Here is a 15,830-nt window from a genome sequence, read left to right as displayed (position 1 = left end):
CCGACCGGCCCGGCTCACCTGCTCGCGGCCTACGGGATCAGGACGGGTTTCACCACCAGGCCCGCGTCGCAGTCCCGTTCGGCGTGGTTGATGTCGGCCAGCGGGTAGGTGCGGATCAACCGGTCGAAGGGGAACAGCCCGGCCCGCCACAGTGCCGTCAGTCGAGGAATCAGCAGCGCGGGGACCGCGTCGCCCTCGCAGATGTGGGAGATCCCTCGGCCTCGGTCGAGGGATCCCGGTTCGAGCGACAACGCGGTGTGCAGGCGAGCCACCAGGCCGAGCCTGCCGGTGGGGCGCAGGGCCCCCAGCGCGTCGTTGATCAGGCGCCCGGAGCCCGTGGTGTCCAGCGCGTAGCGTGCGCCTCCGTCGGTCAGTCGGCGGATGCGCTCGGGCAGGCCGGTTGTCGAGGCCGGCAACGGGATCGCGCCGAATCGTTCGGCGAGTTCCAGCCGTTCGGGATGACGATCGACCGCCACGACGAAGGCTCCGGCGGCGTGGGCCGCCATCGTCGCGGCCAGGCCCACCGCTCCCGCACCGAAGACCACGAGGGTGTCGCCGGGGCCGATCCCGAAGGAGTTCAGCACCGCGCCGGCACCGGTGAGGAATCCGCAGCCGAGCGGTCCGAGCAGTTCGACGGGCAGGGCCGGGTCGACCCTGACCGCGTTTCGGGCCGAGACCATCGCGTATTCGGCGAACGCGGACTGGCCGAACCACTGCGGCGCCAGTCGGCCCCCGGCCGTGTCGGTGAAGCGTGCCGGGTTCCGTGGTCGTCCGCCGTAGAGGTTGAGCGGGGCGAAGGAGTCGCAGTAGGCCGGGGATGCGCCCAGGCAACTCCGGCAGTGCCCGCAGGAGTCGAAGCTCAGCACGACATGGTCGCCGACGTTCAACCCGGTGTCCGGTCCCCCCGTCTCCACGACGACCCCCGCCCCTTCGTGACCGAGCACCGCCGGGAGCGGTGAGCGGCCCGCGGAGTGCCGCACCGCGAGATCGGTCCGGCACATCCCACAGCCCGCGATCTCGACCAGCACCTCGGCGGGTCCCGGGCCGCCGTCCAGGTTCACCGTCTCGACGGCGAACCGGCCCTCGTAGGAGCGCAGTACCGCGGCGTCGAATCTCACGGCCGCTCCCTCCACGGTGGATTCCCGTCCTGCCGGCGCCCGTCCGGGTCCCGGCCCTGTCGTTCCTCGGCCGCTGGTTCCCTCCCCGGCTCGGGCCGGTGCAGCACGAACGGTCTGAGGTTCCCGTACAGCCCCCAGGGTCCGCCCGCGACGCCGACGCCGCTGTCCTTCGTCCCCGCGAAGGGTTGCGCGAGGGACAACTCGGCGTGGTGATTGATCCACGCCGTCCCGCACTCCAGCTGCTCCGCCACAGCCTCCGCCCGGTCGAGGTCGGTGCTCCACACCGAGCCGCCGAGCCCGAAGCCGGTGCCGTTGGCCGCCGCCACGGCCTCGTCGAGGTGGTCGTACGGCAACACCGGCAGGATCGGTCCGAACTGTTCCTCCACTACCACCGGGCTGTCGGGCGGGACATCGGCCAGGATGGTCGGGGCGAAGAAGTAGCCCGGCCGGTCCAGTCGCCGACCGCCCGCCGCCGCTCTCGCGCCGTCGCCCAGCGCCCGCGCCGTGTACCGCTCCACCCGTGCCAATTGGGGAAGGTTGTTGAGCGGCCCCAGCTGCGTACCCGGATCGAGCCCGGCGCCGACCACCACCGCCCTCGCGCGATCCGCGAGGGCCTCGACCACCCGCGCGTACAGTCGGGCCGGAGCGTACACCCGCTTGATCGCCATGCAGACCTGTCCGCAATTGCGAAACGCGGCCCAGAACAGGCGATCCGCGATGCCGTCCACGTCCACGTCGTCGAGCAGCACGGCGGCGTCGTTGCCGCCCAACTCCAGGGTCACGCGCGCCAGCGAGGCGCCCGCGCCGCGCGCGACGGCCCGTCCGCCGGCAACCGAACCGGTGAACGTGACGTGCCGGATTCCCCGATGGGCCGCGAGGCACGCGCCGAGCGGTTCTCGACCCGTGACGACCGTCAGGACGTGCTCGGGCAGCGCGGTGGAGACGACGGATCCCAGCAGTTGCGTCGCCAGGGGGGTGAACGGGGAGGGTTTGAGCACCACCGTGTTGCCCGCGGCGAGCGCGGGCGCGAACTTCGCCGACGCGAGTTGGAGGGGAAAGTTCCACGGGACGATCGCGGCCACCGGCCCCAGCGAGCGCCAGCGGATCTCGCCGCGCACCGGCCGGCCGTCGACGATCGGCTGCCTGCCGGGATCCAGCGCGGCGAAATAGCGCAGACGTGCCGCCGTGCGGGCGACCTCCGCGTGCGACTCGGCCAGCGGCTTGCCCTGTTCCCGCGTCAGCAGCGGAGCGAGGTCGCCCGCGGCCGCCGCCACCGCGTCGGCCGCGGCGAGCAGCGCGACGCCCCGTGCGGCCGAGTCGGCCCGCCATCCGGGCCAGGCATGGTGGGCCCGGTCGACGACGGCGTCCAGTTCCCGCGACCGCCGGTCGCGGGCCTCGTCGAAGGGTTCACCCGTCGCCGGGTCCACGACGGGGAAGCAGCCGTTGCCGCGCTCGGACACCTCGCGTGGAACCTCGATCGGCACGACGGCCCTCAAGCCGCGCCGGCGGCGGCATGCGCGCGGGCCTGCCGGTCCATCTCCGCCCGGAAGTCGGCCACCAACCGTGCGTCGATCCGCCCCCTGGTACGGTCGCCGCCCGCACACACCGCGCCGCGCACACCCACGATGTCCGTGCCCATGGCGGTCAGTTCGCCGAGGTCGCCGACCTTGATGCTGCCCGCGAGGGCGGCGAGCAGATCGGCCTCGTGGGCCAACCGTACGAACTCCGCACAGACATCGGGCGGAACGTGGTCGAACAGCCGTGTCCCGTCCTTGATCGCGGTGTCGAGCATGGCGGCGTCGGAGCCGGAGCGACGGGCGATGTCGGGGAGCGCGAGCGGATTCACGCACCCGACCCGGTGAGCGTCGGCATAGCCGGAGGCGACGACGAACGCGTCCGGCCGGTGGTCCTTCACGGCCCGAACGACCCCTCGCATGACCTCGACGGCCTGTTCGGGCGTCGTACATCCGTGCAGACCGACCTTGATGTAGGTCGCTCCGGAGACGACCGCGCCCAGCGCTGCCTGGGCCACCGTACCCGGCTTGTACGGGACGTCGCCGACCGTGGCGGATACCGGCTTGTCCGCCGGAACCACTTCACGGATCTCCCGAATCACCCAGGGGAAGTTCGCGCCGAGCGAGCCCTCGTCGGGCTTCTTGACGTCGACGATGTCGAGATGTGCCGCCGCCCTCGCACAATCCAGGGCTTCCTCGACACTGTCGGGGGAGATGAGAAGCAACAACGCGGACTCCTTCCACCCCGCGCGCCCGCCATGAGCCGGTGCGCGAAGTCGCCTGGGTCACTTACGGTTCGCTCATCATCACCACGCCCCGACGGCTCCGGTAGGGCGCACGAAGCGCGAATGGATCACCACACCGGTGCGCGCCCCCACACGCGCCGCCCGCGCGGGCGCGAACAAACCCCGGACGAACGCCCGGCGTTCGGGCCATGCGGTCGGCGGACGCGAACGCGAACCCGACCCTCCCACCGGACCTCTCCCGGCTCGGCCCGCCCGCCCCACCGACCCCGCCGACCGGGGTGCCCGGGGAAGGCCCAACACCTCGGTGCCAAAGGGATTTTGACGATCCCCGCCCCCCAACGGCCCATCGGAACCCGACGACCCCTCTCCGCCCGACAGGCAGCCGCGGCGGGGAGGGGTCGAGGGCAGGCGGAGGCGGATCAGTCCTTGCCGGGCACCGCCAGGATGCACAGCAGCGAGCAGGCCACCGCCGAGGACGGTGCGGTGGTGGTGCGAGGGGTGCCGGCGGGCGAGTTCGCGGCGACGAAGCTCGCGGACGCGGTGTTCTTCAGCGGCAGCGCCAGCAGCAGGGAGTCGCAGTGGACCCGGCGGCTGCTCCCGGCGGCGAGGGTGAAGGTGCCGGCGGCTTGCCGGCACGCGGGTGTGGTGGCGTCGTTGACGGTGACGGAGGCGGCGTCCACGGGACCGGCGTTGCTGACGGTGATCCGCCAGTGCGCGGTGCCGAGGAGACCGAGCAGGCCGACGGGACTGGTCTTCGCCCAGGGCCCGGGTCCGCCGGGTGCGCAGTCGTGCGCGTTGAGGGAGCCGCAGATCTCCTTCTCCACGCTGACCTTGGGTTGGCAGCCCGCGCCGGGCGCGACGGCGGTGGTGACGGTGTTGGAGGTGAACGCGCCGGTCGGGTCGGTGCCGGTCGCGGTGTTGGCGATCGAGGTGGTCGCGCAGTCGGCGGTGACGGTGGTGCGGAAGCAGATCTGCGGCGGGTCGCCCCGGTACTCGACGACCAGCGCGGGATGGTTGTCGGAGCCGAAGTCGCCCGCCGTGGTGAGGACGAGTTGGGCGGTGACGGTGATCGCGGGGTGCGCGGCGGGGTCGATGCCGGTCAGGTCGACGGTGCCGTCGGCGGCCAGTCCGGGGGTGGCGATCGCGGTGCCGTCGGGGTCGGTGACGGTCGCGCGGGACGCGGCCGGGTCGACGTGCGTGAGGTCGAGGCCGGTCAGCCGGGCCCGGGTGTAGCCCTGGATGTTGCCGCTGCCGCCGTCGCAGTAGAAGTCGGCGGGCTTCAGCGTGACGCTCGCACCGCTGTGCACGCAGGGGCTGGCGCCGGTCGTCGGGTCGAGGGAGAACAGGTAGCCGGCGTCGCCGAGGCCGATCAGGCAGCGGGAGGTGGCGTCGTAGGTGTAGCCGTAGTCGCGGGTGGCGCCGCCGTTGACGCCGGGGTGGGTGGCGGGCAGCGGGAAGCCGGCGCAGGGTGCGGCGGCCGTCCAGTCGTGGCAGATCGTTCCGCCGGCCAGGCCGCCGCCCCAGGCGGGGAAGTAGCTGCGGGTCCCGGCAGGCGTGGTGACGGTCTCGGGGCTGAAGGTCAGGGTGCTGCCGTTGAACGAGGACAGGGTGGCGGGCGCGGTGTGCGCGGAGCCGTCGAGCCCGTAACAGGTCGTCAGGACGTTGGGTCCGCCGGAGGCGCTGGTGCACACGCCGTCGGCGTGCCCGGCGGTGTCGTAGGAGGCGAAGACGTCGTAGGTGTAGTAGGCGCTGCTCGGGCCGGCGGTGTGCGGGGTGGTCCAGCCCGCACAGGTGGCGGCGGTGGCGGTGTCGAAGCAGCCGAGGACGGGCGGACCGGAGACGGTGGAACCACCGCCCTGCGGCGAGGAGGAGGCGAACACCCGGCTGCCGACCGTGGTCAGGCCGCCGAGGTAGAGGGCGGCGGGAGTGCCGGGCAGATCGTGGTTGGCGGCGACGATCGGCGCGTACGGCTGGCCCGCGCACGGGGTGCGGGTGGCCAGGGTCAGGCACAGCACCTGCCCGGTGTTGGCGACGCCGTACAGGCTGTCGCCGACCCGGACCAGGCCGGCCAGGTTGTTGGCGCTGCTGGGCGAGCCGCCCATGGTGGCCAACGGGACGAAGCCGCAGTTGGCGTGCGCGGCGAGGTCGAGGCAGCCGACGCCGACTTCGGACGCGGTGACCGCAGGGTAGAGCAACTGGTCGGGGTGGAGCGGGTCGAGGACGTACTGCGGAGTCAGCGGACTGCCGATGTCGCCGGTGGCGCCGCTGCCGAGCGGGCCGGGCGTGGTGTTCAGCGGGCGCGGCCAGGGGCCGCCGGCGCAGGGCTGACCCAGCGTCAGGTTGAGGCAGACGGCCTGCGGGGCGGTCGGGGCCGCGTGGTGGTAGATGTTCCAGGACTCGATCTCGCCGCTCGCCGTGCGGTGCAGCACGGGCGTGAACCCGTCGCCGCCGGTGGGTTGCGGGGTCGGCTTCACCGGGCCGAGGGCCAGGGTGGCGAGCGAGGTGCCGCCGGCCAGGGCGAGCGGGTTCTCGGCGCGGACCGCGGTGGTGGCCGCCCCCGGGTCGGTGCCGGTGAAGGTGCTGCCGTCGGTGGACCAACTCGCGGCCCAGCCGGGCGGTACGCGTAGCGAGCCGGGCACGTAGGTCTGGGCACCGCCCGCGCCGGCCAGGTGATCGGTGACGGAGGCCGGGGCGGGGGTGTCGCCGGTGGTTGCGTTTCGGTAGCGGACGGTCCAGTCGAGGGTGTCCCCGTGCTCGGCGGCCGCGGCCCCCGGGTGGGTGGCATTCCGAACGCTCTTCACCAGCGTGGACGGGGTGTCGACGGCGCCGGCCGGAGCGGGGGCGCCCACGCCGAACATCAGCAGGACGGTGGTGAGCAGGACGGCCGTGGCGGCGCGCAGCGGGCGGATCGCGACGGACGGGCGGGTCGGAGTGGGTTGACGGGTGGAAGCGGGCGCACGCGGGCTCTTGGGCACTGGTTCTCCACTTCGGATCGACGAACGGCCTGACAGGCCGTCAGGCCGGGCCGTGGATCAGGGTAGGGCGGCGAACGGTGCGGACTGGACCCGGTTTTTCCTATTGGTTACATCATGACCAAATACGACTTGTTATCGACCGACTGCCGAACACTCCCGCCGGCCGGTCGAACGGCCGTACGAGGCGGGACGTGCCGGTGGCGACAGGTGCCCGTGCCACCGTCGAGACAATGATCACCAGCCGCTACGAGGACGCGTTGGCCGCACTCGAGAACGGTGACGATGCATGCGACGTTGCCCGGCGTGTCCGTGGCGGACGTGCGGGTACGGGAGTTGGCGGCGCCAAACGGGCGCGCGCTGCCCCTGCTGCGGCGATGGGTGGACGAGCAGCCGCGGCTCGGGGTCGCGCGGGTACTCCCGGTCCTGGCGCGGCGCGAGGTCGTGCCGCACCGCCTGTGCGTACCGGCCGAGGCGCTACCGCTACCGGCCGTTCGGGTCGCGCGGGAGCCCGTGATGTCGAGGATCGCGGTGGCCGCGCGGTGCGCGACGATCGCGTCGAGCAGGTTTTCCATCACCACCTGGCTTCGCGCGCTGTCCAGGGTGCCGATCAGCGGCACCGCCACCACGCGATCCCACAGCTTGATCACCGGCGTGGCCAACTCCGACAGTTGCAGGCGTTGGCGGGCGATCAGGTCGTGCCCCTCGATCAGCGCCGTCTCCATCACCACCAGGCGCAGTGTGCCGAGAAGGTCGAGCAGGCAGATCACGGCCGTGTGTCGCAGTTCGACGTCCTCGTCGCGCAGTTCGGCGTTCAGCATCTCCAGGGCGGAGCGCTTCAAGGCGGCCACCTCGCCGGCCACCTGACCCGGGCGTTCGTCCCGCGCGCCCTCGCAGTGCCGCCATCCTGCCCAGTTGTTCGCGGACGGCGTCGAACCCGGGTGCCTCCACGTCCTCGGTGCGCCCGGTCACCGCGACCGCGGCCAGGGCGTCGACCACGGCTCGGCACGCCTCGACCGCCTCTTCCCGGGTGGCCGTGAAGACGGTCCGAAACAGCGGCAGATCGGCCCAGCGTTGCGCCAACTGTTCACGGCGTTGTTCCAGGAACACCGTGACGAGTTTGGTCGCCGCCCCGTTGGCCTGCCGCGTGCGTCATGTCCGACTCCTCGTCCCGTCCGTCGATCGCGGGTCGGAGAGCGCGCACCGATCCCATGACGCATGTCTATCGGCAACAGTTGCCATGGGTCAATAATTCGATACGCTTCGCGCCGGGGCGTCGGCGCGGTCACGGCACCCCGGTGCCGCGGGCGCGACACCGACCCCGACCCCGACCACCCGATCCGCGCGCTCATGGCCCGGTGAGACCACCGGACGAAAGGAGGCGGCATGGGACAGCGGCCGACAGCGAGTCGAATGCCTCAGGCGGTTCGGGCATGGGGACCGGGCGGGACTTCCGCGGCCTCGTCCGCGACAAGGAGCGCGGCGTCCCACAGGGATTCGAGGCCCTTCAGCAGCATCGCCCGGGATTCGACCGGCATGCGCGCGATGACGACCGCCAGTTCCCGTTCGCGGCGGGCCCGCAGGTCGGCCAGGAAGGCGTGGCCCCGTCGGCTCAGCCGCAACTGCAGTTCACGGCGACTGCTGGCACTGGGCAGGCGCTCGACGAATCCCACCGCGTGCAGGCGGTCGCACAGGCGGCTCGTCGAGGAGGGCGTGGACCGCAGGCCGTCGGCCAACGTGCGCAGGTTGATTCCGTCGTGCTGCTCGAGCAGGAACAACGCGCGCAGCTGCGAGGCGGAGACGGGGGCCGTGGACGCACGCCCCAACAGCACCTCGAGCAGTTCGGCCGCCGCGGTCGTCACGCGCGCGGTCCCGTCCGAATGTTCGTGCCGAGGGGAGGTAGCCACGCTCACCGCCTTACTCTGACGTCCCACCACGAGTGCCGCCGGCCCCAGGGCCGCGCCCCAACCACAATAGACGCTATAAAAGCGGTTGATCCGACAGACGGTGTGGGCCGTTCCGCGGACACGCATGAGGGCGTCATCCCGCGTCCCCCGCAGAGAACGGCTGAAGAAGACTGTGAATGGCTACGAAGAGGCCGAACGCGCGTTGCGCGCCGCGCCCCCGCACGACCTGCTCGACGCGCTCCGCCGCGTGCTGACCAGGCACTACCGGGCACAATCCGTCGACCTGCTGATGGCCGACTACGGCCTGACCGTCCTGCAACCGGTGTCCGTGCTGCCTTACACCACCGAACCCCTCTCCGTGCACAACAGCCCTCAGGGACGCGCCTTCGGCGCGCAGGAGCCCGTCCACGAGGAACAGGACCAGGCCACCGTCGTGCACTTCCCGGTGACCGTACGCGGCGACCGCCTCGGCGTGCTCACCGTCGCCCTGCCCACCGACGCCTGCTCGTCCGCGATCCGAGCCGAACTCGCCGACATCGCCGAGATGCTCGCCCACGCGGTCACCGTCGCCGAACGCGACACCGACCTCTACCTCCAGGCCCGACGCAAGGACCGCCTGACCCTGGCGGCCGAAATGCAGTGGCAACTCCTGCCCGGACGAGCCTGCAGCCGCGAGGAATACGCCATCGGCGCCCAACTCGAGCCCGCCTACGCCGTGCACGGCGACAACTTCGACTGGTCCGCCACCGCCGACCACCTCTCCCTGACCGTCACCAACGGCATGGGCGAAGGCATCGACGCCGCCCTCCTCACCAACCTCACCATCAACGCCCTACGCAACGCCCGGCGCGCCGGCATCCCCATCGCCGACCAGGCCGCCCTCGCCGACCAGGCCGTCTTCGCCCAGCACCAGGGCAACGCCTACCTGTCCGTCCTGCTGCTGGACTTCGAACTGGCCACCGGACGCGTCACCGTGGTCGACGCCGGCTCCCCGCGCCTGCTGCTCCTGCGCGACGGGGCCGTGGCACCGGTCGACTTCGACGCGCAACTGCCCCTGGGCATGTTCGAGGAGACCGACTACACGGCGCAGGAGTTCCACGTCAGGCCCGGCGATCGTCTCGTGTTCGTCAGCGACGGCGTCCACGCCGTCGCCTCACCGGCCGGCGAAGCCTACGGCGACCGCGCACTCGCCCGCGCGATCAACGCCACCCGGCTGCTGCCGCCCGCCGAGATGCCCCGCGCGGTCCTGCGCGAACTCACCGGCCACCGCGGACGACCCGTCCCCGACGACGACGCCCTGATCGTCTGCCTGGACTGGTACGGCAGGCCCGGCGCTGATCATTCCGCACCCTCGGATCCCGACCCGCACCAGGGCCGACCCACCCCCCTCGACGCACCGCCTCGCGATCCGCAGTGAGCGCACGCCTCGGCACTCGGACCGGTCGAGGACGCCCGATCGCGTCGAGGACATCCGATCGGCCGGCGGGCTCCGCCGTCGGACCGGGAACCGGCTGTCGCGTCTTCGGCGCACGCGATGCACACACCGGCTCCGGCAGCGCCACCGCCACGGCAGGGGCGCTGCGCCCGGGGCCGTGACGCCGTGCAGCGCCCGCGCGGTCGTCGGGGCGTGGTCGAACTCCTCGGCGACAGCACGGCCCCGGATCCGGCGCGGGCGTCTCGTCCCGCCCGACGGGTCCGGTCCGGGGCTCCGCCGGGAGGGCGGCCCGCACTCTGCTCAGATGGGGCCGGGCGGGTGGACGGCGGACGCGGCCGCCTCGAACGCGCGGAGCCCGCGGACCAGTTCGACGCGGCTCTCGACGGGCATCGTCTCCAACACCTCGAGCAGGTCCTCGCGGCGGCGTTCGGCGACCTCGTCCAACAGGCGCAGCCCCGCCCCGGTCACCGCCAGCATCACCTCGCGCCGGCTCGCCGGCGCGGGGATTCGTTCCAACAGCCCGGCGGCCGCGAGCCGGTCGCACAACCGACTCGCGGCGGGCAGGGCCGCGCCCACCTCCACCGCCAGGCGGGTGAGGTTGATCCCGGGCAGCTTGTCGACCGCCTGCAGAGCCCGCAACTGGGAGGGCGACAGCCGGGGCGAGACCGTCTCCGGAGAGCGCGACCACACCCGCACCAGGGCCCGCGCCGCATCGGCCACCGTCGCGGCGGCCGCACGCGCCTCGCCGTCCGATCCGAGAATGTCCATGCCTGGGCTCAACCCGCGCCGCCCGGCATGAAAGCGCATCCGACCCGCCACCGATCACGCTCCCAGGCCTCCTGCCGGATTCTCCGCCCGGCCCTTCCTTCCTCGGCCGGCCCTCCCGCCGCACTGCTCGAAGGCTCGCCGGGCGGGGCCGGAACATCGGTGCGGTGGTCCACAGAGGTATCTCTTCCGATCGGACACTGCGTCGGTCGTACTGCGGGTACCCAGCCCGGCCCGGCACGAACGGGGGACGTCGGGACCGTGTCGATTGTCCCGAGAGGACGACCCTCCTCGTGCGATGTCCCGACGACGTCGTTCATCGCCGCCGGTTCACGGGCCGTCCACCTCAGCGAACGACGGGCACTGCCGTCCCGGGGGCCTTGGTTCGCCGAACGCCCGAGGCCGGACACACGAACCCGGGCTCGGAACCGGCGACCTCGAACCGCACGGCCATCAGGGCCCGATCGTCCGGCCACGACCCGTCCCGGCCGTCGACCAGAAGACGACACAACATGTCCGGCGCCATGTCGTGGGCATCCGCGACCAGAGCGGACAGGAACGCGAACCCCTCGTCCAACGACTGCCCGCGTCGCTCGATAAGGCCGTCGGTGTAGAGCAACAGCGTGGACCCCCGCTCGATCTCCACCTCTCCGCAGGGCCCGGGCGCGACACCAGGCAGGCCCAGCAGAGGGACCCGCCCCGGCAGCAGACGCGGAGCGTTGCCCGGGGAGAGCAGCAGGGGCGGCATGTGGCCGGCGTTGGTGTAGCGCAGCAGCCCGCGTGCCGGGTCGTAGACCAGGTAGCAGGCGGTGGCGGTGCGCTCGGGCAGGTACGCGCAGATGAAGGCGTTCACCTCTGCCATCACGTCCTGCGGTCTGTCCCCCACCCGCAGCGCGGCGGCCCGCAGGACGCTGCGCAGTTGCGCCATCTCGGTGGCCTCGGTCAGCCCGTGGCCGGCGACGTCGCCGATCGCCATGCCGATCCGCCCCTGCGGCAGGCGGAACAGGTCGTACCAGTCGCCGCCGACCGCCACCTGGTCCGCGCCGGCGGCGTAGCGCGCGGCGACCGTCAACTCGGGCAGTCGGGGCAGATCCGGCAGCAGACTGAGCTGCAGGCGCTGCGCCAGTCGGTGTTCGTGCTCGTACAGACCGGCCCGGGAGAGAGCCTGGGCGATCTGACGGGCCATCACCTCCACGTGCGCCGCCTCGTCCGGCGGCGGTACGGCCTCGAGTTCCAGCCGCAGGATCCCCAAGGGTTCGGGACGATGGCCGGTGAGCGTCAACAGCATCACGTGCGGGGCGTCCGCCGCGGGCGGGCCGTCGGTTCGGGCATCGGGGTGGGGTGCGTTCAGGACCTCCAGGTTGCCCGGCTCGTCGAGATCGAGCCACGGCTCGTCCGTCGCCGAGGCGGCCTCGCCGCTCTCGCGAAGGGGCAACAGGCGGTGCAGGTGCAGGCCCAGGGTCGCCGAGCGGACCCCGATCAGGCTCGGCGCGTCCTCGCGCACCACCTGCGCGACCTCCCGCAGGGAGACCGCGGCGGCGAGCACCGCGGACAGCGCGTACAACCGGCGCAACCGCTCGTCCGCGCGCCCCTCCAAGGGAGCGAACTCCGAGGCGGCGACCCGCACGACGACGTCTCCCCCGGCGGACGTGCGATGTCCCAGACAGGTCTTGGGTCCGGCGAGCGCGCCATCGGACCGGAAGGTCAACGTGGCCGGCACCGGCTCCGCGGTCGAGCGCCAGTGCCGCAGACACCGCCCCACGTCGGCGTCCGGGTCGAGAACCAGGGACGCGAGCGTCCGGCCGGCGGCGCCGGCCCCCAGTAGTGTCGTGGTGGCGGCATTGACCGCGCGCACACGCCCCGTGCCGTCGACGAGCAGCAGGGGCTCCCCCACCCACCGCGCGGCCCCCGCGAACGCCCCAAGTGCCTCCATCACCCAGTCCCTTCGCTCGACAAACTATTGCACCCCGGCAACAGTAGCCGGTCGCGTCAGACACCGGGGTATGGGCCGGATCACAGGGCACGTAACCGGAACGGAACCCTGGCACTCGAACGGGGCACGCTTGGGTCGTGCATCGGGAGGCAGCAATGTGATCACGACGGCATCAGCCTCGGGGAAGAACCACCGATGCCGCATTCACCGCGGAGCCGGATGTTGCGCCCTTTCCCTGAGGGAGTTCCCGGTGGCGCGGGCCGGTTCGGCGGAGGTCAATGAAGAGGCGCCACATGGGGGTGGGTACGGGGAGAGGAACGGCTCATGGCGGCAACTCCGCGCGGTGGATGGGGATCTCGGCGGAGCACCACCGGCGAGAGCACGCCGGTGGTCGTGGGTGTGCGTATCGCGGTGGTCATGGCGCTGATCGGCCTGCTCGCGTTGGCTCGATGTGGCGGTCCGGGCGGATGGCACCAACCGCTCGGTGAGCATGAGCCGGCGCCGGTCCGCGAGTTGGTCGACGCGCTCGCTCCCGGCACGCGGGTGGAATTCGAACGCGAGAAATGCGAGATCACGGTGGAGGACGGCGGCACGGCGGAGAGTGCGTGGTCGAGTACACCGATAGCCGCCGACGCCGCCGGGGCCGGCCGCCGTCTGCGCGAACTCGGGTTGGCCTGCGGCCTGGTGCCGCACGAGGTACACGGACCTGTCACCGCGTTCGTCCAGGGCGACCGGTTCAGCGTCGCCGTGGTGGGCACCGCCCGGGGAACGGTGGTGCGTTCGAGCGTGCGAGGCGAGTGCGATGCCGAGGCAGCCGGGGCGCCGTCGTTCGATCCGGGCTCGGTTCTCGATCCCGAGATCACCGAACGACAGCGGCTGGCCCTGGCGCCGTTCGTGGAGGCCGCCATCCCCGTGCTCGACGAGATCGACGCAGCCCTGCCGGCCCGTGCCGGCCCCGAGATCCGGTGGGTGACCAAGGTTGGACAGGGGCTCTATCAGTTCGTATCGCCCTGCGGGCGAGGCGGTCCCGGCGTCGGCGTGACCGAGCGGATCGAAGTGCCCCCCGGACACGTGCAGTCGCCGCCCGCCGACGGCCGAACACTCACCGAACTCATCGCGACCGGCGCCGAAGCACGCGGTTGGGCACGGACCCCGAACACCGGCCCCGACAACCCACACTGGACGAAACAGTCGGGCGACCACGCGCTCACCCTCCAGGCACAATTCCGACCGTTCTCCCAATTCGGCACCACGTACGTGATGGTGTCGATGACCACCTCGCTCTGCGCCCCCTACCTCTGAGCCCACCGGCCGAACCCCCGGGCCCGACGCCGGCGTTGCCCAGGGTCGAATCGAAAGCCGAAATGGTCGCCCTCGCGCAACCAACGGTGGCGATCGACGACATGTCGCTCACACGGGGCAGCTCCAAGCTCAACGGACCGGGAGAGAACCCCTCGGGCCCAGGTGGTCGACGGTCGTCGAGGGGCGTGCTCGCACGTGGGTTCTCGGCCCTGTTGCCGCGGCTGGGTCACATCGCCCGGTGCCGCGATCATCGGATCAGGGCCTCCATCAACGCCGTCGTGACCGCGTCGAGTACGCGGGCCGGGCGCTGTTCGGCGATCCCGCCCATCACGCCGCGTTGCCGCCCCGGCGGCACGCTGGAGCACAACGCCACCAGCCTCGACCCGTCGAACCCGACCGTCGCCTCAGGGACCGCTTCTTCGACACCAATGCCGGTAGGACCCCGACCCGTTCGACGGCGGCGGCCGTGCGTGCGTGCGCGGTGCCGCGGGCCCTCAGGGCCGGCGGCCGGCGACGTGCCCGCCCGGATCGTCGGCCAGCACGACGGACGCGCAGATCCGCTTGCCCACAGGGTCGCGGTGCACCGCGAAGCTTCGACACACCGCCATCACGATCTCCAGACCGTGTCGCCCGATCCGGCCCGGATCGGGCGCGAGAACCGCCGGCGGCGTCGGATCGCCATCCCACACGCTCACCTCGACCGCGCCGTCCCGCACCTCCAACGTCAACAGACACGGACCGGGCGCGTACCTGCGGGCGTTGGTCACCAACTCGCTCACCACCAGCCGCACCGTGTCCATCACGCGCTCCGACACCGGCAGCCCGTGCACCGCCTGCACATCACGAAGAAAAGCCCCGGCCAGCTCCCGTGCGCGGCAGACGCTCTCACCGTCCCCGAACACTGCCGACGCCGAAACGACGACCCTCGCCGGCGACCGCCGATCCGCACCGTCCGCAATCCGCCCCATGCCGCCCGCCTCTCAGAACACCCCAAACCCCGTGGCCCGTCTACCCCGAAAAACCCACCACAGACCTACGCGAATCGAGAGCCCGGGCCGGTGCTCGATCACGTATCGGTCGATCCCGCCGATCCGGAGAGAAGGCCGCCGACACCGAGGGCGACACGTGGTCATCGGTCGGCTTTCGAGTACCTCGGCACCTGACACCCGCCGGCCCACCGATGCCCGACCCGGTCACGGATCGGGCATCAGTGGCCGCCCGTGGGTCGCTCCCGGATGCACCGTCGGCCGGTCTGTTCGCCCGTTCGATCGGCTCGTTCGGTCTCGATCGGGTTGAACCGCCCACGCCGGAGGCCGGATTGCTGTAACCGCAGGCGGGTGCCCTCCGCGGGGTCCCACAATTCGCCGGCAGCGTGTCGTGCGGGCTGTGCCCCGCGAGGGATGACGAAAACAAGCTCCGATCGCGGCAACGCGCGGTCGGAGCCGTTCTTGTTCGTCGCGCGGATCACCGGTGGCGGGGATCATCGATGACCCGCGCGTTCGGATCAGTTCTCGATCTGCCCGCGGCCGCCATTGCCGCCGATCGCGATCCTGCGGGGCTTGGCACGCTCGGCGAGCGGAATCCGCAGGCGCAGGACACCGGCGTCGTAGGCGGCCTCGATGTGTTCGGTGTCCAGGTGCTCGCCCAGGAACAGTTGTCGGCCGAACGAGCCGGCGGGGCGTTCGGCGATCAGGACCTCCGCGTCCTCGCCCGCGCTCGAACGGCGCTCGGCTCGGACCGAAAGCGCGTCATGCTCCACGTGGAGATCGATGCTCTCGGGGTCCACGCCCGGCAGATCCAGTTCCACGACGAAGGCTTCCCCCTCGCGGAAAGCATCCATCGGCATCGTCGCCGGCCCGGAGGCCGCTGCGAAGACCTGCTGCGTCAATCGATCCAGTTCACGGAAGGGATCGGTACGCACCGGCACCGTCGGTCACTCCTTCCTCGTACTCGGTACATTCCAACGACACTTTCCTGCCCAGCCGGCACCGCCGGGCGTCGACACACCTCGATGGACTCCACCCGACCTCCGACCCCCGACCACTCCGGCATGCCGCCCGACTCGGGAAGCGTCCACCTTCCGGCTGGGGGTCCCGTGTGCTCGGGACGGCCGAAATGGATCAGGCGGAGGGCGGGAC

General features: G+C 72.0%; 11 protein-coding genes and 1 pseudogene. 2 read left to right on the top strand and 10 right to left on the bottom strand.

The window, feature by feature from the left end:
- Window positions 1-29 precede the first annotated feature (29 nt).
- From ACZOOI_RS42935 to ACZOOI_RS42910, 6 genes and pseudogenes are all read right to left on the bottom strand, one after another.
- Window positions 30-1,118 carry an NAD(P)-dependent alcohol dehydrogenase gene (locus ACZOOI_RS42935; RefSeq protein ID WP_465282247.1) on the bottom strand — a complete coding sequence of 363 codons (1,089 nt, stop codon included), beginning with the start codon at window positions 1,116-1,118 and terminating at the stop codon, window positions 30-32.
- Window positions 1,115-2,602 (bottom strand): aldehyde dehydrogenase family protein, encoded by a 1,488-nt coding sequence (locus ACZOOI_RS42930; RefSeq protein ID WP_465282246.1) that lies wholly within the window; start codon window positions 2,600-2,602, stop codon window positions 1,115-1,117. Before ACZOOI_RS42930 ends, ACZOOI_RS42935 begins: the two co-directional genes overlap by 4 nt.
- An 8-nt stretch (window positions 2,603-2,610) precedes the next feature.
- Entirely contained in the window at window positions 2,611-3,360 is a 750-nt protein-coding gene (locus tag ACZOOI_RS42925) for a (5-formylfuran-3-yl)methyl phosphate synthase (protein ID WP_465282245.1), read from the bottom strand.
- Between the two features lie 437 nt (window positions 3,361-3,797).
- Window positions 3,798-6,353: a DUF7617 domain-containing protein gene (locus ACZOOI_RS42920; protein WP_465282244.1), complete on the bottom strand. Its 2,556-nt coding sequence runs from the start codon at window positions 6,351-6,353 to the stop codon at window positions 3,798-3,800.
- A 506-nt stretch (window positions 6,354-6,859) separates the two neighbouring features.
- Window positions 6,860-7,460, bottom strand: a pseudogene (locus ACZOOI_RS42915) (STAS domain-containing protein); the annotation flags it as partial.
- Window positions 7,461-7,768: 308 nt separating this feature from the next.
- On the bottom strand, window positions 7,769-8,257 hold the full coding sequence (locus ACZOOI_RS42910) for a MarR family transcriptional regulator (RefSeq protein ID WP_465282243.1): 489 nt from the start codon (window positions 8,255-8,257) through the stop codon (window positions 7,769-7,771).
- 172 nt (window positions 8,258-8,429) lie between these two features.
- Here ACZOOI_RS42910 and ACZOOI_RS42905 point away from each other — a divergent pair, with 172 nt between their 5' ends.
- Window positions 8,430-9,674, top strand: a complete 1,245-nt coding sequence (locus ACZOOI_RS42905; RefSeq protein ID WP_465282242.1) for a PP2C family protein-serine/threonine phosphatase — start codon at window positions 8,430-8,432, stop codon at window positions 9,672-9,674.
- A gap of 318 nt (window positions 9,675-9,992) precedes the next feature.
- Here ACZOOI_RS42905 and ACZOOI_RS42900 read toward each other — a convergent pair whose 3' ends face one another.
- Both ACZOOI_RS42900 and ACZOOI_RS42895 read right to left on the bottom strand, forming a co-directional pair.
- A complete protein-coding gene (locus ACZOOI_RS42900) occupies window positions 9,993-10,460 on the bottom strand; it encodes a MarR family winged helix-turn-helix transcriptional regulator (protein WP_465282241.1) in 468 nt (155 codons plus the stop codon).
- Window positions 10,461-10,803: 343 nt separating this feature from the next.
- Window positions 10,804-12,390 carry a PP2C family protein-serine/threonine phosphatase gene (locus tag ACZOOI_RS42895; RefSeq protein WP_465282240.1) on the bottom strand — a complete coding sequence of 529 codons (1,587 nt, stop codon included), beginning with the start codon at window positions 12,388-12,390 and terminating at the stop codon, window positions 10,804-10,806.
- Between the two features lie 393 nt (window positions 12,391-12,783).
- Here ACZOOI_RS42895 and ACZOOI_RS42890 point away from each other — a divergent pair, with 393 nt between their 5' ends.
- On the top strand, window positions 12,784-13,692 hold the full coding sequence (locus ACZOOI_RS42890) for a hypothetical protein (protein WP_465282239.1): 909 nt from the start codon (window positions 12,784-12,786) through the stop codon (window positions 13,690-13,692).
- A 494-nt stretch (window positions 13,693-14,186) separates the two neighbouring features.
- Here the strand turns inward: ACZOOI_RS42890 and ACZOOI_RS42885 are convergent, their stop codons facing one another.
- A complete protein-coding gene (locus ACZOOI_RS42885; protein WP_465282238.1) occupies window positions 14,187-14,492 on the bottom strand; it encodes an ATP-binding protein in 306 nt (101 codons plus the stop codon).
- Between the two features lie 704 nt (window positions 14,493-15,196).
- On the bottom strand, window positions 15,197-15,619 hold the full coding sequence (locus ACZOOI_RS42880; protein WP_465282237.1) for an Hsp20/alpha crystallin family protein: 423 nt from the start codon (window positions 15,617-15,619) through the stop codon (window positions 15,197-15,199).
- Between the last annotated feature and the right edge of the window lie 211 nt (window positions 15,620-15,830).

The organism is Embleya sp. L77, assembly GCF_055557415.1.
The sequence above is the reverse complement of the archived record's forward strand: the minus strand, read 5'-3'. Positions and strand labels throughout refer to the sequence as shown.